Below are 16,977 nucleotides of genomic sequence, written 5' to 3' on the forward strand. Positions count from 1 at the left end.
GCGCTGTTGCGCCTTCAGGCCCGGCGTACCAACAATGCCGAGGGCCGCGAGGCCTTGATCGAATCGGTGCGGCGGGTGTCGTCCATCGCTTTGGTGCACGACGCGCTGTCGATGTCGGTAGACGAGGAGGTCAACCTCGACGAGGTGGTGGACCGGATCCTTCCGATCATGAATGACGTTGCAACAGTGGACACCCCGATCAGGATCAACCGGGTCGGCGATCTCGGTGTGCTGGACGCCGACCGCGCCACCGCGCTCATCATGGTGATCACCGAGCTGGTACAGAACGCGATCGAGCACGCGTTCGACGCCAACACTGCGCAGGGCTGCGTGACCATCCGCGCGGAGCGCTCTGCACGCTGGCTCGACGTCGTCGTGCACGACGACGGCCGCGGACTACCGGACGGCTTCAGCCTGGAAAAATCCGACCGGCTCGGTCTGCAGATCGTGCGCACACTGGTGTCGGCCGAACTCGACGGCTCACTGGGCATGCACGACGTCCCGACCGGTGGCACCGACGTGGTGCTGCGAGTGCCGATCGGTCGCAAAGCGCGACTCGCGCAGTAAGTCGCGAGTGTGACCAAATGCACAAATTCACTTCGCTGACGCAATTCGTACAAATTGCATTTGCACACAGTTACGGCCTCGGCAAAATTTGCCGAGGCCGTAGCTAATTTAGAACGGTGGGTAGCGGTTAGACCCCGGTGCGGGCCTTGGTGCGGGCGTTGCGCCGCTTGAGCGCGCGCCGCTCGTCTTCACTCATTCCGCCCCACACGCCGGCATCCTGGCCTGAATCCAAAGCCCAGGTGAGGCACTCAGTGGTCACCGGACAGCGGTTGCAGACAAGCTTCGCGTCAGCAATCTGCGCGAGCGCCGGCCCGCTGTTCCCGACCGGGAAGAACAGCTCCGGATCCTCGTCACGACAGACCGCCTTGTGGCGCCAATCCATAGTTCTAATCTCCTCACTATGTGCGCAGCAGGGCGCACGAGCTTTTCTTCGGCTGTTAACGCGTGCATGCGAAATGTTTCTGCACTGTTGCTTCCGATGGTTTCACAGGCTGAACAGATGTCAATACTCGCGAGTTAACAAGTGGGTAATCTCACTAACGAGGGTCGTTAGCAGAACCCTTACTCGTTTGTACTACACTCAACTCACCTGCGCCCTTAACTCAACCTGTGAATACCGTCACTACAGGTCAGGGCGCTTTTTTTGGTGCTGGAGCCACCACGCCCAGCGCATCCGGAACAGCAGTGAACGTCATCGTCTCGCGCGTACCGAGGAAGTCGCCGTCAATCTGACATGCCACCGGCGTGTCGCTCGTCACCCGAAGCCACGGCAGATCGTCCTCACGGATCAGGTGCTTGGCCCTGATATCCCGCTTCTTTGACAACATCCGTCGCACGAGCCCCAGGTTGGCCCACACGTTCATGCTGGTCGTCGCGAACACACCCAGCCCCGTCTCGAACGTGGTCGTCGGATTCGTCCACACCGGACGGGCATTGGCATACGTCCATGGGCTGGAGTTGGAGACGAACGCGAAGTGCACACCCGGCACCGGGTCGCGGTCGGGCAGCTCCAGCGTCAGCGACGGCTCTTTGCGAGCACTGGTCAGCATCTCGCGGATCGCGACGCGGATGTAGCGTGACGCCGTCACCTTGCGGCCCTTGTCGCGTTGCGACTCCACGGCCGCCACCACGTCGCCGTCGACTCCCATTCCCGCGGTGAACACGCACCAGCGTTCGCCACAGTCCATCAGCCCGATACGCCGCCATGCCTTGCGGCGGCGATAGTCGCCGAGCAGATCGACGAGCTGGTTGGTCGCCTCGATCGGGTCAGGGCTGATGCCCAGCGCGCGCGCGAACACATTCGCCGATCCGCCCGGAACCACCCCGACGGCCGGCGCCGCCGCGTCCGGGCCGCCCTCCCCGAGAATCCCGTTGACCACCTCGTTCACCGTGCCGTCGCCGCCATGCACGATCAGCACGTCGATGCCGTCGCGAACGGCGTCGCGGGCGATCTCGACGGCATGACCGCGATGGTCGGTGTGCGCGACGGTCAGCTTGACCCGGCTCTCCAGCGCATGGGCGAGCAGATCGCGCCCGGCCGGGGTGGTGGACGTCGCATTCGGGTTCACGATCAGCACGGCGCGCACGAGGCTTGAGCCTAACGACCTTTACGCTCGTGGTCGTGAGCGTTCCCTCGCCGGCAACCGTGCGTCAGGCCGCTGTTCTCGTGGCGCTCGAAGGCGCCGCGGGTTTGGTGGCGGCGGTGGTCTACGTGGTCAGCGGCCTGGCCGGTCCTGACGAGCCGGGGCTGAACAAGTTCGGCACCGCCGCCTGGTTCGCGATCATCAGCGCGGGCGTGCTCGCAGCGGGATGGGCGCTGTGGACCGGTCGGCGGTGGGGCCGCGGGCTCGCGGTGTTCGCGCAGCTGCTGCTGTTGCCGGTGACGTGGTACGTCGCCGTCGGGTCACATCAGTGGCTCTACGGGATCCCGATCGCGGCCGTCGCGCTGATCACGCTGGGGCTGTTGTTCAGCCCTTCTGCGTTGCATTGGCTGGGGGCTCAGGATTCGGCGAGTGCAGACAACTCCGGGCCTGACACCCGATAGGTGATCCACTCGCTCTGCGGGCGCCCGCCGACCGCGTCATAGAGCGCTATCGCGTTGGTATTCCAGTCCAACACCGCCCACGACAGCCGCGTGTATCCGCTGTCGACGCATTCGCGGGCGAGTGTCGCAAGCATCTTGCGGGCCAGGCCGCAGCGGCGGAACTGCGGGCGCACGTAGAGGTCCTCCAAGTAGATCCCCGCAACGCCATCCCATGTCGAGAAGTTGCGGAACCACAGCGCGCCCGCGGCGGCCGCGCCGTCGATCTCGGCGATATGTCCGTACACCGTCGGTTGATCGCCGAAAAGCGCTTCGCGCAACTGGCTTTCGGTCACCGTGCAGTCCTCGCGGGCGTGCTCGAACTCCGCGAGCTCGTGGATCATGGCGGCCAGTTCGGTTTCGTCGCCAGGCTTGGCGAGGCGGATGACTTCGGTCACGGTTCGACTCCTAGGGCCGACAGGATGGTATTGAATTTCGTTGTGGTTTCCGCGACTTCGTCGTCCGGCTCCGATTCGGCGACGATGCCGCCGCCCGAATGAGCGTCGGCGGTGCGGCGATCGGCAGACAGTTGCGCGCACCGGATCGACACCACCCAACGTCCGTCGCCGCGCTGATCGCACCAGCCGACCGCGCCGGCATAGAAGCCGCGGTCGCCTTCGAGCTCGGTGATCAACTCCGCGGCGGCCGCTGCCGGCACGCCACCCACCGCCGGAGTGGGATGGAGGGCGACGGCCAAATCCAGTGCCGTCGTGGATCTTTCGCGCAGGTGTCCGGTTATGGGCGTGTAGAGATGCCACACTGCTGCAGTTTTGGACAGCTGTGGTTCGGGGGCGATCTCCAATTCGGTGCACAGAGGATCGAGCGCGTCGCGCATCGCATCGACCACGAGCCGGTGCTCGTGGCGGTTCTTGGCCGATTCGGCCAATGCGGCGCCACTGGCCGCGTCGGCCTGCGGGTCGGGTAGCCGGGGCGCCGATCCGGCGAACGGTCGGCAGGTCACCACCTCGCCGCGGCGGGCGACCAGAAGCTCCGGGCTGGCGCCGACGAGTACCGCCCCGGAATAGCCGCCGCCTGCCGCCGTCAGATCGGCGAGATAGGCGTTGGCCCCCGAGTCGTTGGCGATCAACCGGTGTAGGACGGTGCGCGCGTCCAGCGGGCCGTTGGAGGCCAACCGCAACGCCCGGGCCAGCACTACCTTGTGCAGACCGCTGCTCGGATCCTGCAGCCGTCGCAGCGCGGCGCCGATGCGCGCGCGGTGTTCCTCGGGGTCGGGGACCATCTGCGTGATCCGCACTGTCGGCAGGTGGCGCAACGGCCAGTCCGGCAGCGTCTCGGCGAACTGCACCGACTGCGGACGCATCAGCGCTGTCGGTTTTGTCATGTCAAAAGGCAGGGCGCCCAACACAATCGGCGTGCTGTGTGAAGCGAGCGCGGCGCGCGCATCGGCGAGCCGGGGGAAGGCCGTGTGCACGCCGTCGGCGACCACGGCGCCGTTGCGCCCTGCGAGCACGAAGACCGGTTCGCGTGTCACCGTGGCTTACACGGATCCCGGTGGCCGGTCAGTCCCTGCGCGATGATCTGCCGGATTGCATGCTCGAAGCCGAGCACCGCGATCGACGCGGGTGCCATCGCGAATCGGATTCCCTTGGGCACCGGCAGCTCCACCCAGCGCGAGATCACCGAGCGGGAAAAGTGCGCGTGACCGACGAAAACCACGTCGCGCGTCACCATGTGTCTCAGGGCCAATTCGACGGCGCCGTCGGCTCGCTCTGTGACCGCCGCGACGCTCTCGCCGCCGTCGGCGCCGTGCGTCCAGATCAACCAGTCGGGCACGGTCTGGCGGATCTCAGGAGTGGTCAGGCCCTCGTAATTGCCGTAGTCCCATTCCTGCAGGATCGGGGATACCTCATCGACGGTCAGCCCGGCCAGCTCGGCGGTCTGCAGCGCGCGCCGCATCGGGCTGCTGATCACGAGCGGGTTGTCGAGTTCCAGCTCGGCGAGCACTTCGGAGGCCAACTTGGCCCGCTCCCTGCCCACGTCGGTGAGCTCGAGATCGGTGTGGCTGGTATGGCGGCCCGATCGAGACCATTCGGTCTCGCCGTGCCGGAAAAGTAGCAGCCGATGCTGCAAGACGCTCACGCCGACCGATTCTGCCGCACGTCCCGTCCGGGCGTGGGTACACGTGCCAGGATGAACACCGTGACGCGCGTATTAGCTGTCGCCAATCAAAAGGGTGGGGTTGCCAAAACGACGACGGTGGCGTCGTTGGGTGCGGCAATGGAGGAGAAGGGCCGGCGGGTTCTGCTCGTCGACCTGGATCCGCAAGGCTGTTTGACGTTTTCGCTGGGACAGGATCCCGACAAGCTGGCTGTGTCGATCCACGACGTGCTGCTCGGTGAGGTCGAGCCGGACGCCGCGCTCGTCGACACGTCGGAGGGGATGGCGCTGCTTCCGGCCAATATCGACCTGGCCGGCGCGGAGGCGATGCTGCTCATGCGGGCCGGCCGGGAGTACGCGCTCAAACGCGCACTCGCCAAGGTCGGCGGCAATTACGACGTGGTGATCATCGACTGCCCGCCGTCGCTCGGCGTGCTCACCCTCAACGGGCTGACGGCCGCCGACGACGTGATCGTGCCGCTGCAGTGCGAAACGTTGGCGCACCGCGGCGTCGGACAGTTCCTGCGCACGATCACCGACGTCCAGCAGATCACCAACTCCGACCTGAAGCTGCTGGGTGCGCTGCCGACGCTGTACGACTCGCGTACGACGCACAGCCGCGACGTGCTGCTCGACGTGGCCGACCGCTACGACTTGCCGGTGCTGGCCCCGCCGATCCCGCGCACTGTGCGCTTCGCCGAAGCGAGCGCGTCAGGTGCTTCTGTGCTGGCAAGCCGCAAGAACAAGGGCGCCCACGCCTACCGGGAGTTGGCCAGCGCGCTGCTCAAGCACTGGAAGAACGGCACGGGACTGGCCACGTTCACGCCGGAGGTCTAGCCCAAAGAGGCGAGTTCGTCGCCGCGCTGCTCGAGCAGCGTCGAACCCGCCACCGCCGGCACCACCGCGGCCGTGCTTGGCGGCCGGTGCAGCACGATGTGTCGCTCACCGCTGCCGCTGACCGGGTCGAACACGTCGTATCCATCGGTGACGGGGACCATCAACCGCCCGGCCATCATCGTCGCGGGTCCGAGCGGGATGTTGGCGCCGGACGGGCTGACCGTGTAGCGGTAGCGAAGACCGTTGGCGGAGAACACCATTACGGAATCACCGGTCCACCAGGTGATGAGGTCCCCGGCCCGCGACATCGTCGCATTCGGTGCCGCCGGCTTCGGTAGCAGCGTGCTGGCGATCGTCGCGCCCGTCTCGTCGACGATGTTGACCGTCGGCTTCGGAGTGGGCACGTAAACCGCCGTCGTCGTTTCAGACACCGCCACCACACGGGCGCCGGAGTCATCCGCGACGCCTGGCTGCGGCACGTACTTCACGTCGGGCGTGTCCTCTTCGCTGGCCGGCCGCAACAGCGTCAGGCGCAGGTCGGCTTGGTTGGGGCAGGCCTCCAGCACCGAGACCGCAGCGGAGCTGGCCGCAGCCGAGGCCAGCCGGCATGTCGGCGAGGCGGGCGTGCCCGGTTTGATCCTGGCGTCGAGCGAACCGTAGGACAGCATGCGGACCATGTCCGAGCGCCACATCTCCAGCCGGCTGTCACCGGCCGACAGCACCGTGGTGCCGTCGGACGAGAGCGTCACTTCTGGGTCGGCGTACGCGGTTCGGCTGGCGCCCCGCTGGCCGGTCTTGGCGTCGATCGTGCTGACCTGCCCGCAGCCGCGGACGTCGGGATAAACCGCAACCGCGTAGGTGTAAACCCATGTGACACCGCATAAGTCGACATCGCGGGCGTAACTCCACAGCGGGTTCCCGGTCGCCGGGTCACGGCCGATGACCTCGTGGCCGTCACCGGTCAGCACAGCACCGCCGACCACCAGCGGCATGGTTGTCTTCGGGCTGCTGGCGGTCCACAGCTCCCGCAGCGAGGCGGGCACGGCCTTGGCAGGCGTCAGGTTCGGTACGGCGTTCGCGGCGGGCCGGCTGATCGTCGCCCGCGCGTCACTGGTCCACCAGATCAGCGCCGCGACGACGGCGACCACTACCGCGATCACCACAGCCGCCACCACGTCTGCTCGGGTGCGGCGTTCGGGTTTGACCATCCGTCGGGCAGGACCTAGCCGGTGGTGGCCGCCGCGGACTTGCGCGGCCGACGGCGACGACGTCGGCCGGACGGCTTCGCCTCCGCGCCGTCGGCGGTGGGGTCATCCTCGGTGGGTGCGCTCTGGTCGGCCGTCGCCTCGGGATGCCCGGAGACCGTCTTGCCGCCGCGGGTGCGCCTGCGGTTGCGGGTACGGGCGGGCCGATCGGCGGACTTCTCCGCCGGCGCGCGCTTGGCCTGCGGCTTGCGCGGTTCGCCGATGTTGCCTTTGGCGGCGGTCGGGATGTCGAGCTCTTCGTAGAGGTGCGGCGAGCTGGAGTACGTCTCGGCGGGGTCCGGGCTATTCAGCCCCAGCGCCTTGTCGATCATTTCCCAGCGGGGCAACTCATCCCAGTCGACCAGCGTGACCGCGATCCCGGTCTTGCCGGCACGCCCGGTGCGACCGATGCGGTGCACGTAGGCCTGCTCGTCCTCGGGGATCTGGTAGTTGATGACGTGGGTGATGTCGTCGATGTCGATGCCGCGGGCGGCCACGTCGGTGGCGACGAGCACATCGATGTCGCCGGTGCGAAACGACTTGAGCGCCTTCTCGCGCGCGGCCTGGCCGAGGTCACCGTGGACGGCACCGACCTTGAAGCCGCGCTCGGCCAGCTCGTCGGAGACCTTCTGCGCGGTGCGCTTCGTGCGGGTGAAGATCATCGTCGCGCCACGGCCGTTGGCCTGCAGGATCCGGCTGACCAGTTCGACCTTGTCCAACGCGTGTGCGCGGTAGGCGAACTGCTCGGTGGTGTCGTGGGTGGCCGCCGAATGCGGCGCCTCCGCCCGGATGTGGGTGGGCTGGTTCATGAACGTGCGGGCCAGCGTGATGATCGGGTCCGGCATGGTCGCCGAAAACAGCATGGCCTGCCGGGTCTCGGGGATCTGGCGCAGTATGCGCTCGATGTCGGGCAGGAAGCCGAGGTCGAGCATTTCGTCGGCCTCGTCGAGCACCAGCATCGACAGCCCGCCGAGCTGCAGGTGACCCTGCTGCGCGAGGTCGAGCAGTCGGCCGGGCGTGCCGACGACGACGTCGACGCCCTTGGCCAGCGCCTCGATCTGCGGCTCGTAGGGGCGGCCGCCGTAGATGGAGGTGACGGTCAGTTTGCGGCCGCCTCCGGTGGCGAGGTGCTTAGCCGCGGTCGCCAGGTCGCTGGACACCTGCAGGCAGAGCTCGCGGGTGGGAACGACGACCAGCGCCCGTGGGATGCCCGAAAGCTCACGTTCGGGGTCGGTGGTGATCCGCTGCAGTAGCGGCACACCGAATGCCAGGGTTTTTCCCATGCCGGTGCGTGCCTGGCCGATCAGGTCGTCGCCCGCCAAGGCGAGCGGCATTGTCAGTTCTTGGATAGCAAAGGGGTGTTCCTTGCCGTCCTCGGCGAGTGCGCGCACTATTTCGTCGCGAACTCCGAGTTCAGCAAATGTTGGATTAAGATGCGTCATACGCGAGAGCCGTAGCCTTTCAATTGTCATTCCTCATGGCGACCACGCGCGCACGAGTTCGACAAAGCTGCGTCCGGGGCCCTGCGCTGAGGTAGGCGGGCCGGCTGCGTGCACGCACATTTCTTGGGTAGTGGCGAACCACCGCCTGGACCCATGGTACCTGGTCGGGTTTGCCCGCCGGTCGACGCGCCGGTCGGCGTCTAGAGTTGGGCCATGAATTCGACGCAGCCTGCGGCCACTCCCGAGCAGACCACCCCAGGCGTGTCGGCCGACCATCCCGGCGTCAAAGAGCTGTTCGCGCTGCTGGCCTACGGCGAGGTCGCGGCGTTCTACCGGCTCACAGAAGAGGCGCGGATGGCGCCCAATCTGCGCGGGCGGATCAACATGGCCAGCATGGCCGCCGCGGAGATGAACCACTACGAAGTTCTCCGAGATGCGTTGGAGCGCAGGGGAGTTGACGTCGTGCCCGCCATGACGAAATACGCCTCGATATTGGAGAACTATCACCGGCTGACGACGCCGAGCACATGGTTGGAAGCTCTCGTCAAAACCTACATCGGCGACGCGCTGGCGGCCGACTTCTATCTCGAGATCGCCGACACCATGCCCGACGAGGTTGCCGATGTGGTCCGCGCGGTGCTGTCGGAGACCGCGCATTCGCAGTTCGTCGTCTCCGAGGTGCAGGCTGCCGTGACGGCCAGCGAGAAACAGCGCCACCGGCTGACCCTGTGGTCGCGACGGCTGCTCGGGGAGGCCATCACCCAGGCGCAGTACGTGCTGGCCGATCATGACGAACTCGTCGACCTCGTGGTATCCAGCGGCGAGGGCCTCACACAGATGACCGAGTTCTTCGACCGGCTGCAGCACACCCACAGCACGCGCATGCACGAACTCGGCTTGGCCTGACCTACTTCGTGCAGGTCGCGATCATCGAGTTGTTGTTCTGCGCGGCGAGTGTCGCGCCCGAGCCGTCGGTGATGCTGCAGTTGAGCTGACCGATGACGCTGGTCGCGGTGACAGAGCTGAGTGTGACGCCGGGGTCCAGCACGACGGTCTTGCTCCAGGGCAGCGCGACGTTCACATCGGTCTGCAGCGCACCCTGGGAATCGGTGTAGATCACCGTGACCAGGTCGACAAGCGACCGGTTGCCGGTCACCTGGTAGGTGACCGCATTGGGTGCCGGAGCAGCCTCGGTCGGTGCGGCGCTGGGTGACGCGCTGGCAGAGGGCGTCAGGGTGGTAACCGTTTCAGGCGGTAGCGGCGCGGCCGGTGGGGGAGCAGCCGCCGGTGTCGTCGGGGCTGGTCGCGCCGACGTGGTCGCGGCGGCCTGGCTACTGGTCAGGGGCGCAACCGTCGTCGAAACCGAACCACTGTCGCCGCCGCCGAGGATCACCACGGTGCAGATCACCGCGACGAGCAGGATCGCGCCTGCCACGCCGGCGATCCAGATCCAGCGCCGGTCGATCGGCTCGTCGTCGTAGTCCTCGTAATCCTCGTAGTCGTCGAGGCCCGGATACTCGGGGTCCAGCTCATCGTCGTCCCGAGGGCTTCGGATCCGTTCGGTCGGCGTCAGTGAATACGGCGAATGTGCGGTGTATGGCCTGTTCATCCAGCTATCCCAGTCGTTTCATCGTGTGCCGCGCCTGATGCTATCGATGCAGGTGTGACGAATGAGGTTGACGCGCTGAACGTTCGGTCACGGTCCGGACTCGGTTCGGTCGAGTTTCTCTCAACCGAGCCGTTTCGCTCGTCGCGTAGTGGCCGGCCGGGCGCTGGCCCCAACCCGTCCACTAGCCTTCATGGCAAGAGATGGACGAACGGAAAGGGTTCAGCGTGGAGGTCAAGATCGGTGTCACGGACAGCCCTCGCGAGCTGATCTTCAACAGCGCGCAGACACCCAGCGAGGTGGAGAAGTCGGTCACCGATGCGCTGGGTAAGGAGTCGGGCGTGTTGGCGCTGACCGACGAGAAGGGCCGGCGGTTTTTGGTGCAGACCAACAGGATTGCCTACGTCGAGATCGGCGCGGCGGACGTGCGCCGCGTCGGCTTTGGTGTCGGTGCAGTCGGCTCCGAGGCCGTTAAGAGCGGGTAAGCGGGACGTGCGACAAGCCGCCCCAGATGAACTGCACCGTGCCCTCCACGGCGTCGTCCTTGGAGATCGGCCGTTCGGCGTTCAGCCAATACCGCGCTGAATCAACGCTGATGCTGACGAGTCCGACGGCGATCATCCGGGCTCGGTGCGGTTCCAGCCCGGAGTCGTGGCTGATCAAGTCGAACACGGCGTCGGTGCATGCCTCGGTGGCGACCTTGACCTGTGCGGAGACCTGGGGCTCGGTCACGTAGTCGTTTTCGAAGATCAACCGGTAGCCCTGGCCGTCGTGCTCGATGAAGTCGAAGAAAGCGTGCACCGCGGCGCGCACGCGCTGGCGGTTGTCGGTCGTGGTGCGCAACGCCTGGCGCACACCCGACACCAGATTCTCGACATGGCGCGCCAGCACGGCCAGATAGAGCTCGAGTTTCGACGTGAAGTGTTGGTAGAGAACGGGTTTGCTGACGCCGGCGCGATCGGCGATCTCGTCCATGCCTGCGGCGTGATAGCCGCGGTCGACGAAAACCTCGCTGGCAGCAGCGAGTAACTGTCCACGGCGTTCGTCGCGGGGCAGTCTGTTCCCGCGCCGACCCGCGCCAGAGCCGACGCCGGTCACTGCGCCGCCGTTGGCCTGCTTCCTGGCGGCGGTTTTGGCGAGATCGCTCATTACTTCCTTCGTCTGCTCGTTTCGCAACGACATTACTACCGTTGCTCGGGCGTGCGCGTATCCACGCCATCGCGCGGTGGCGGTGGCGCGCCGAAAACCCAAGCGCTTTGGACTGTGCCATCCTGTTGCGGTGACCTACGACCCGGGGCGTCGCGGGGGCGGTCGCGTTCCTGTGCTGCGCGATGAGTGGCGAGAGCCGCTGCGCGCGCAGCGCGACCCGCTGGCCGGCGACTCTGGCAGGGCGAGGTCCAATCGCGATGAGCATCGCCGCGTGCGCAAGCAGACTTGGCTGGGCCGCTTCATCTCCACTTATGGGTGGCGGGCCTACGCGCTGCCCGTGTTGGTCGCGCTGACCGCGGTGGTCGTGTACCAGACGATCACGGGTACCAGCGCGTCGGCGCCCAAAGAGGCCGAGGGCCCGGTGCAGGGGCCCCCGACCATCGGCGTAGCGAGCACACAGATCATCGGCGCGCCGCCGAAGGGGCTGACTCAGTTCGACGCCAACCTGCCGACCGGCATCTTGCCCGACGGCGGGCCGTTCAGCGAGGCGGGCGCGAAGACGTGGCACATCGTTCCCGGCTCGACGCCGAAGGTCGGTGAGGGCACCGCCAAGGTGTTCACCTACACCGTCGAAGTCGAGGACGGCGTCGACACTACGACGTTCGGCGGCGACGACGGGTTCGCCCGAATGGTCAGTGAAACGCTCGCGAATCCCAAGAGCTGGACGCACAATCCGCAGTTCGCGTTCACTCGCATCGACAGCGGCCAGCCCGACTTTCGGGTCTCGCTCAGCTCGCCGATGACCGTGCGGGAGGGCTGCGGCTACGACATCCAGCTCGAGGCGTCGTGCTACAACCCCGCCTATACCGACAACCAGCCGAGGGTGTTCATCAACGAGGCGCGCTGGGTCCGCGGCGCTGTGCCGTTCCAGGGCGACGTCGGCAGCTACCGGCAATACCTGGTCAACCACGAGGTCGGTCACGCGATCGGCTATCAGCGCCACGAGCCGTGCGGCGTCAACGGCGAATTGGCCCCGGTGATGATGCAGCAGACGTTCTCCACCAATAACAACGATGCGGCCCGCTTCGACCCGGAGTCCGTCAAACCAGACGGCAAGACCTGCCGGTTCAATCCCTGGCCGTACCCGATCGCGTAGGTCGGCGCGGGAAGTAGCAGGGCCTCGTTGCTGTTGATTGCAGTAGCTATGGACAACTGATGTGATGGACATAAGAAGTCAATCAAGGAGTATTCGGTGTCAACCTCGTTGCCGCCGCTGGTAGAGCCGGCGGCAGGACTCACGCGCGAAGAGGTCGCGCGCTACAGCCGCCACCTGATCATCCCGGACCTCGGTGTCGACGGGCAGAAGCGGCTCAAGAACGCCAAGGTGCTGGTGATCGGAGCGGGCGGCCTCGGCTCTCCGACGCTGCTGTACCTGGCCGCCGCTGGGGTGGGCACCATCGGCATCGTCGAATTCGACGTGGTCGACGAGTCCAACCTGCAGCGCCAGATCATCCACGGGCAATCCGACATTGGCCGATCCAAGGCGGAGAGCGCACGTGACTCGATCCGTGAGATCAACCCGCTGGTCGAGGTGCGGCTGCATGAGCTGCGGCTGGAGCCCGACAACGCCGTCGACCTGTTCGAGCAGTACGACCTGATCCTCGACGGGACCGACAACTTCGCGACGCGCTATCTGGTCAACGACGCCGCGGTGCTGGCCGGTAAGCCCTACGTCTGGGGTTCGATCTATCGCTTCGAGGGCCAGGTATCCGTGTTCTGGGAGGACGCTCCCGACGGCCTGGGCCTGAACTACCGCGACCTGTATCCCGAGCCGCCGCCACCGGGGATGGTGCCGTCCTGCGCTGAAGGCGGTGTACTGGGCATTCTGTGCGCATCGATCGCGTCGGTGATGGGCACCGAGGCCATCAAGCTGATCACCGGAATCGGTGAGCCGCTGCTGGGCCGGTTGATGGTCTACGACGCACTGGACATGACGTACCGGACGATCAAGATCCGCAAGGATCCGTCGACGCCGAAGATCACCGAACTCATCGACTACGAGGAGTTCTGCGGCGTGGTGTCCGAAGCCGCCGCCGAGGCGGCCGCCGATTCGACGATCACGCCGCGCGAGCTGCGCGAGCTGCTGGACTCCGGTAAGCCGTTGGCGCTGATCGACGTACGCGAGCCCGTCGAGTGGGACATCAACCGGATCGAGGGCGCCGAGCTGATCCCGAAGGGGGCCTTCGAGTCCGGCGAGGCGTTGGCCACGTTGCAGGTCGACCGCACACCGGTGTTCTACTGCAAGACGGGAGTGCGTTCGGCCGAGGTGCTGGCCATCGTGAAGAAGGCGGGCTTCTCCGACGCGTTGCACGTCCAGGGCGGAATCGTCGCGTGGGGCAAGCAACTCGAGCCCGACATGGTGATGTACTAACGGCTTGTTTGCCGTAACTCGGCTTAGGCTGAGGTGGTGACTGTCGAACGGCCGCCGGATCATGTGCTGGCCGCGTTCGGTTTGTCTGGCGTGCGGCCGGTTCCGCTCGGCTCGAGCTGGGAGGGCGGCTGGCGCTGCGGCGAAGTCGTGTTGTCGATGGTGGCCGATCACGCCCGCGCCGCATGGTCGGCGAAGGTCCGCGAGACGTTGTTCGTCGACGGTGTTCGGCTGGCACGGCCGGTGCGCTCGACCGACGGGCGTTACGTGGTCGCAGGCTGGCGGGCCGACACGTACGTCGCGGGAACTCCGGAACCGCGCCATGACGAAGTGGTTTCGGCTGCGGTTCGATTGCACGAGGCGACGGCCAAACTCGAGCGGCCGCGCTTTCTGACGCAGCCGCCGGTCGCGCCGTGGTCTGACGTCGACGTGTTCATCGCCGCCGACCGGGCGGCGTGGGAGGAGCGGCCGCTGCACTCGCTGCCGCCGGGTGCGCGGGTGTCACCGGGTTCGGCGGATGGACAGCGTTCGATCGAGCTGATCAACCAGCTCGCCGCGCTGCGACGGCCGACCAAGAGTCCGAGCCAGCTGGTGCACGGCGATCTCTACGGCACAGTGCTTTTCGCGGGCACCGCGGCGCCGGGCATCACAGACATCACCCCTTACTGGCGGCCGGCGGCGTGGGCGGCCGCGGTGGTGGTGGTCGACGCGCTGTCATGGGGCGAGGCCGATGACGGGCTGATCGAACGATGGAGCCCGTTGCCGGAGTGGCCGCAGATGTTGTTGCGCGCGTTGATGTTCAGGCTCGCAGTGCACGCGCTGCATCCGCGCTCGACGGCGGCGGCGTTCCCCGGTTTGGCGCGTACGGCGGCTTTGGTCCGCCTGGTGCTTTAGACGCGCGAGCAGACGCAAAACTGTCCAATTTTCGCCCAATTTAGGCAGTTTTATGTCTGCTCGCGCCTAGAACTCATGGCGGACTTCCGAGAGCCGCACGCGTCCGTCGTGCGCGAGCACTCCTTCGGCGCGCAACAGCTCCAGCTGCCGCGTCGTCAGGTGCGGCGCGGGCCGGCCGGATGCCCTGATCACCCGATGCCATGGCAGATCCGACGAGTCCGTGCGCATGATCCAGCCGACGATCCGCGGGCTGGAAAGCCCTGCGGCGTCGGCGATGTCGCCGTATGTCGACACGCGTCCCGCTGGAATCGCGGCGACCAGCGCGCGCACCGTCTCCACCTGCTCGTCAGTGACCGCCGGCACCGCTACGACTCCGAAAGCATCTTGCGGATCACCGCCGCGGTTTCGGCCGCGCGCGCCTGGGGAACCATGTGATCGCAATCCCACTCGAGCAGCGTGAAATCGGTTCGGCCGCCCAGTCCTGCGAGCAGCTCGTCGGTGACATACGGCGGATTCGTTTTCGTCGCCAGTACCAGTGTTACGGGTATTTCATTGGGCGGCAATGTGATTGGCCGGGCCAACTCGCTCCAGTACGACATCATCGCCGGGATGCTGATCCGCCAGCCGGCCCGCCCATTGGGCAGGTCGATCAGATGCTCGTCGAGTTCGCGGTCCAGCTCATCCGGGTCGACCTCGCCCCAGGAGCCGTTGACCTTCTCGAGGCGGGCCTCCTCGCGGTCGGTGTAGTCCGGTGAGGCGAACATGTCGTCGGCGATGTCACGCATCCAGCCGCCGTCCAAGCCCACCGCGGGATCGAGCAGCACCAGCGCGCCGACCACGTCGGGCCGCGCAGCAGCCAGACCGAGCGCTACCGCGCCGCCGAACGAATGCCCGACCGCCACGACGGGCCCGTCCGCCTCGGCGTCGAGCAGGCCGGCAAGCGCGGCGACGTTTTCGTCCAGCGTCCATGGCGCCGCCCAGGACGACCGTCCGTGCCCGATGAGGTCCGGCGCGGTGATCGCGATCTCGGGCAGATGTCTCGTCGCGATGGTCTCCCATCGCCGGCCGTGCCCGGTCAACCCGTGGACGGCCAAGACCCGAGGCGGGTCTGCCGGCCCGTAGCGGTGGACATGCAGGACGTCGCTCACGGCGTCGATGCTAGAGGCCGTTCTCGGCGATCAGGCAGTATGGCGGCATGGACAGGCTGTTGCGCTGGCTGCCGATGCGGGTGCTTTCGCTGCGCACAATCGTCGTCGTCGCCGCGCTGGGGGTAGTGGCAGTCGTCATCACGCTCGGCACCTGGGTCTGGATCGGCGTCACCAATGACCAGTACAGCCAGCTGGACCGGCAGCTGGACTCACTCAGCAGGCTGGGCGACATCAACACACTGTTGAGCAGCGCACAGAACGCCGATTCCGATCAGCCCATGCCGGATGGCAGCCTGGTCCGCACGGCACGCATTGGCCCTGCGACGGTGTCGGTACCCAGCGACATCGTGTTGCCGCATTTCGACAACGGCTACGCCAACACGACCATTAACGGCGTCGAATACCGGGTGCGCACCTTCTCGGCGGGGATGGCATCGATCGCCCTCGGCGCGCCGGTGGCCGAAGCGCAGCGCCGGGTCGACGCGTTACACATGCGGGTGCTGATAATTTGCGGCAGCGCGCTGGTGGCCACGGTTCTGGTGGGCTGGGTGATGTGGTTCATCATGATCAACCCGTTCCGGGTGCTGGCCCAGCAGGCCCGCGCGATCAACGCCCAGTCCAAGCCCGACGAAGTGCACGTGCGCGGGGTGCGTGAGGCCGTCGAGATCGCGGACTCCGTCGAGGGCATGCTCGATCGCATCGGCACCGAGCAACAACGCACGAGAGCGGCGCTGGAGTCGGCCCGCGACTTCGCCGCCGTCGCGTCGCACGAACTGCGCACGCCGCTGACGGCCATGCGCACCAACCTCGAAGTCCTGTCGACGCTCGACCCGCCGGCCGAACAACGCAAACAAGTGATCGACGACGTCATGCGCACCCAGCTGCGGATTGAGGCGACGCTGACGGCGCTGGAGCGGCTCGCGCAGGGCGAGTTGACCACTGTCGACGACTTCGTGCCGGTCGACATCACCGAGCTGCTGGACCGCGCCGCCCACGACGCAATGCGCACCTATCCGGACGTGAAGGTGACGCTCATGCCGTCGCCGACCGTGTTGATGCTGGGCATGCCTGCGGGCCTGCGGCTGGTGATCGACAATGCCATCGCCAACGCGATCAAGCACGGCGGTGCCACCGAAATCATGCTCAGCGCGGTCAGTTCCAGCCACGGCGTGGAGATCGCGGTCGACGACAACGGCAGCGGTGTACCCGAGGAGGAGCGCGCCGAGGTGTTCGAGCGGTTCTCGCGCGGGTCGACGGCAGCACGTTCAGGATCCGGCTTGGGGCTCGCGCTCGTCGCCCAGCAGGCCGAGTTGCACAGCGGCACAGCGTCTCTGGAGGCAGGTCCGCTGGGTGGCGCGCGGCTGCTGCTGCGTCTGCCGCCGCCGCAACCACGCTCCGACGACTCGTTGTTCTAGACGCCGCTCCCACCTGGCATAACGTGACTTGTCGGACCCTCGTGGTGTC

The 16,977-nt window shown here is 66.7% G+C and carries 20 protein-coding genes; 9 read left to right on the top strand and 11 right to left on the bottom strand.

Annotation, left to right across the window (positions count from 1 at the left end; all coding sequences use genetic code 11):
- The coding region (locus VJV41_RS24515) for an ATP-binding protein (RefSeq protein WP_325338131.1) at window positions 1–567 on the top strand (567 nt) is incomplete at its 5' end.
- Between the two features lie 127 nt (window positions 568–694).
- Here the strand turns inward: VJV41_RS24515 and whiB1 are convergent.
- Both whiB1 and VJV41_RS24525 read right to left on the bottom strand, forming a co-directional pair.
- Entirely contained in the window at window positions 695–949 is a 255-nt protein-coding gene (whiB1, locus tag VJV41_RS24520; protein WP_003882795.1) for a transcriptional regulator WhiB1, read from the bottom strand.
- Between the two features lie 247 nt (window positions 950–1,196).
- Window positions 1,197–2,153 carry a diacylglycerol kinase family protein gene (locus tag VJV41_RS24525; protein ID WP_325338144.1) on the bottom strand — a complete coding sequence of 319 codons (957 nt, stop codon included), beginning with the start codon at window positions 2,151–2,153 and terminating at the stop codon, window positions 1,197–1,199.
- Window positions 2,154–2,188: 35 nt separating this feature from the next.
- Here VJV41_RS24525 and VJV41_RS24530 point away from each other — a divergent pair, with 35 nt between their 5' ends.
- Window positions 2,189–2,611 carry a hypothetical protein gene (locus VJV41_RS24530; protein WP_325338145.1) on the top strand — a complete coding sequence of 141 codons (423 nt, stop codon included), beginning with the start codon at window positions 2,189–2,191 and terminating at the stop codon, window positions 2,609–2,611.
- On the opposite strand, the gene VJV41_RS24535 is transcribed toward VJV41_RS24530, so the two are convergent.
- From VJV41_RS24535 to VJV41_RS24545, 3 genes are read right to left on the bottom strand one after another with little or no spacing between them, the layout of a single operon-like run.
- Window positions 2,566–3,045 carry a GNAT family N-acetyltransferase gene (locus tag VJV41_RS24535; RefSeq protein WP_325338147.1) on the bottom strand — a complete coding sequence of 160 codons (480 nt, stop codon included), beginning with the start codon at window positions 3,043–3,045 and terminating at the stop codon, window positions 2,566–2,568. The two genes, VJV41_RS24530 and VJV41_RS24535, sit on opposite strands and share 46 nt — an antisense overlap.
- The gene (locus VJV41_RS24540; RefSeq protein ID WP_325338149.1) at window positions 3,042–4,139 is read right to left on the bottom strand and encodes an isochorismate synthase; all 1,098 of its coding nucleotides are present in this window, start codon (window positions 4,137–4,139) and stop codon (window positions 3,042–3,044) included. The genes VJV41_RS24535 and VJV41_RS24540 overlap by 4 nt, the downstream gene beginning before the upstream one ends.
- Complete coding sequence (locus tag VJV41_RS24545; RefSeq protein ID WP_325338151.1) at window positions 4,136–4,747, bottom strand: acid phosphatase; 612 nt, start codon at window positions 4,745–4,747, stop codon at window positions 4,136–4,138. The genes VJV41_RS24540 and VJV41_RS24545 overlap by 4 nt, the downstream gene beginning before the upstream one ends.
- Window positions 4,748–4,798: 51 nt before the next feature.
- On the opposite strand from VJV41_RS24545, the gene VJV41_RS24550 reads away from it, so the two are divergent.
- Entirely contained in the window at window positions 4,799–5,602 is an 804-nt protein-coding gene (locus tag VJV41_RS24550) for a ParA family protein (protein ID WP_325338153.1), read from the top strand.
- Here the strand turns inward: VJV41_RS24550 and VJV41_RS24555 are convergent.
- The gene (locus VJV41_RS24555) at window positions 5,599–6,810 is read right to left on the bottom strand and encodes a hypothetical protein (RefSeq protein ID WP_325338155.1); all 1,212 of its coding nucleotides are present in this window, start codon (window positions 6,808–6,810) and stop codon (window positions 5,599–5,601) included. The genes VJV41_RS24550 and VJV41_RS24555 overlap by 4 nt on opposite strands.
- A 14-nt stretch (window positions 6,811–6,824) precedes the next feature.
- A complete protein-coding gene (locus tag VJV41_RS24560; protein WP_325338157.1) occupies window positions 6,825–8,288 on the bottom strand; it encodes a DEAD/DEAH box helicase in 1,464 nt (487 codons plus the stop codon).
- Window positions 8,289–8,501: 213 nt separating this feature from the next.
- On the opposite strand from VJV41_RS24560, the gene VJV41_RS24565 reads away from it, so the two are divergent.
- Window positions 8,502–9,194 carry a ferritin-like fold-containing protein gene (locus VJV41_RS24565; RefSeq protein ID WP_325338159.1) on the top strand — a complete coding sequence of 231 codons (693 nt, stop codon included), beginning with the start codon at window positions 8,502–8,504 and terminating at the stop codon, window positions 9,192–9,194.
- Between the two features lies 1 nt (window position 9,195).
- On the opposite strand, the gene VJV41_RS24570 is transcribed toward VJV41_RS24565, so the two are convergent.
- A complete protein-coding gene (locus tag VJV41_RS24570) occupies window positions 9,196–9,897 on the bottom strand; it encodes a hypothetical protein (protein WP_325338161.1) in 702 nt (233 codons plus the stop codon).
- Between the two features lie 224 nt (window positions 9,898–10,121).
- Here VJV41_RS24570 and VJV41_RS24575 point away from each other — a divergent pair, with 224 nt between their 5' ends.
- Window positions 10,122–10,379 (top strand): DUF3107 domain-containing protein, encoded by a 258-nt coding sequence (locus tag VJV41_RS24575; RefSeq protein ID WP_325338237.1) that lies wholly within the window; start codon window positions 10,122–10,124, stop codon window positions 10,377–10,379.
- Here VJV41_RS24575 and VJV41_RS24580 read toward each other — a convergent pair.
- The gene (locus tag VJV41_RS24580) at window positions 10,366–11,043 is read right to left on the bottom strand and encodes a TetR/AcrR family transcriptional regulator (protein ID WP_325338163.1); all 678 of its coding nucleotides are present in this window, start codon (window positions 11,041–11,043) and stop codon (window positions 10,366–10,368) included. The genes VJV41_RS24575 and VJV41_RS24580 overlap by 14 nt on opposite strands.
- Before the next feature lie 130 nt (window positions 11,044–11,173).
- Between VJV41_RS24580 and VJV41_RS24585 the strand changes: the two genes are divergently transcribed.
- The 3 genes from VJV41_RS24585 to VJV41_RS24595 all read left to right on the top strand — a co-directional run bounded on the left by VJV41_RS24585 (window position 11,174) and on the right by VJV41_RS24595 (window position 14,365).
- Window positions 11,174–12,199: a DUF3152 domain-containing protein gene (locus VJV41_RS24585; RefSeq protein WP_325338164.1), complete on the top strand. Its 1,026-nt coding sequence runs from the start codon at window positions 11,174–11,176 to the stop codon at window positions 12,197–12,199.
- Window positions 12,200–12,295: 96 nt separating this feature from the next.
- Window positions 12,296–13,474, top strand: a complete 1,179-nt coding sequence (gene moeZ / locus VJV41_RS24590; RefSeq protein ID WP_325338166.1) for an adenylyltransferase/sulfurtransferase MoeZ — start codon at window positions 12,296–12,298, stop codon at window positions 13,472–13,474.
- 36 nt (window positions 13,475–13,510) lie between these two features.
- The gene (locus VJV41_RS24595; RefSeq protein ID WP_325338168.1) at window positions 13,511–14,365 is read left to right on the top strand and encodes a TIGR02569 family protein; all 855 of its coding nucleotides are present in this window, start codon (window positions 13,511–13,513) and stop codon (window positions 14,363–14,365) included.
- A gap of 66 nt (window positions 14,366–14,431) precedes the next feature.
- Here VJV41_RS24595 and VJV41_RS24600 read toward each other — a convergent pair whose 3' ends face one another.
- Both VJV41_RS24600 and VJV41_RS24605 read right to left on the bottom strand, forming a co-directional pair.
- Window positions 14,432–14,728, bottom strand: coding sequence for an MGMT family protein (locus VJV41_RS24600; RefSeq protein WP_325338170.1), 297 nt, complete (start codon window positions 14,726–14,728; stop codon window positions 14,432–14,434).
- A gap of 2 nt (window positions 14,729–14,730) precedes the next feature.
- On the bottom strand, window positions 14,731–15,513 hold the full coding sequence (locus tag VJV41_RS24605) for an alpha/beta hydrolase (RefSeq protein ID WP_325338172.1): 783 nt from the start codon (window positions 15,511–15,513) through the stop codon (window positions 14,731–14,733).
- Window positions 15,514–15,560: 47 nt separating this feature from the next.
- On the opposite strand from VJV41_RS24605, the gene VJV41_RS24610 reads away from it, so the two are divergent.
- Window positions 15,561–16,928: a HAMP domain-containing sensor histidine kinase gene (locus VJV41_RS24610; protein ID WP_325338173.1), complete on the top strand. Its 1,368-nt coding sequence runs from the start codon at window positions 15,561–15,563 to the stop codon at window positions 16,926–16,928.
- Window positions 16,929–16,977: the final 49 nt, after the last annotated feature.

It is taken from the genome of Mycobacterium sp. (assembly GCF_035274705.1).
Taxonomy (GTDB): domain Bacteria; phylum Actinomycetota; class Actinomycetes; order Mycobacteriales; family Mycobacteriaceae; genus Mycobacterium.

Coding starts and splice junctions, on each gene's coding strand:
- VJV41_RS24560 (WP_325338157.1), bottom strand. CDS start 8,288: ATGACGCATCTTAATCCAACATTTGCTGAACTCGGAGTTCGCGACGAA.
- VJV41_RS24555 (WP_325338155.1), bottom strand. CDS start 6,810: ATGGTCAAACCCGAACGCCGCACCCGAGCAGACGTGGTGGCGGCTGTG.
- VJV41_RS24610 (WP_325338173.1), top strand. CDS start 15,561: ATGGACAGGCTGTTGCGCTGGCTGCCGATGCGGGTGCTTTCGCTGCGC.
- VJV41_RS24580 (WP_325338163.1), bottom strand. CDS start 11,043: ATGAGCGATCTCGCCAAAACCGCCGCCAGGAAGCAGGCCAACGGCGGC.
- whiB1 (WP_003882795.1), bottom strand. CDS start 949: ATGGATTGGCGCCACAAGGCGGTCTGTCGTGACGAGGATCCGGAGCTG.
- VJV41_RS24570 (WP_325338161.1), bottom strand. CDS start 9,897: ATGAACAGGCCATACACCGCACATTCGCCGTATTCACTGACGCCGACC.
- VJV41_RS24565 (WP_325338159.1), top strand. CDS start 8,502: ATGAATTCGACGCAGCCTGCGGCCACTCCCGAGCAGACCACCCCAGGC.
- VJV41_RS24550 (WP_325338153.1), top strand. CDS start 4,799: ATGAACACCGTGACGCGCGTATTAGCTGTCGCCAATCAAAAGGGTGGG.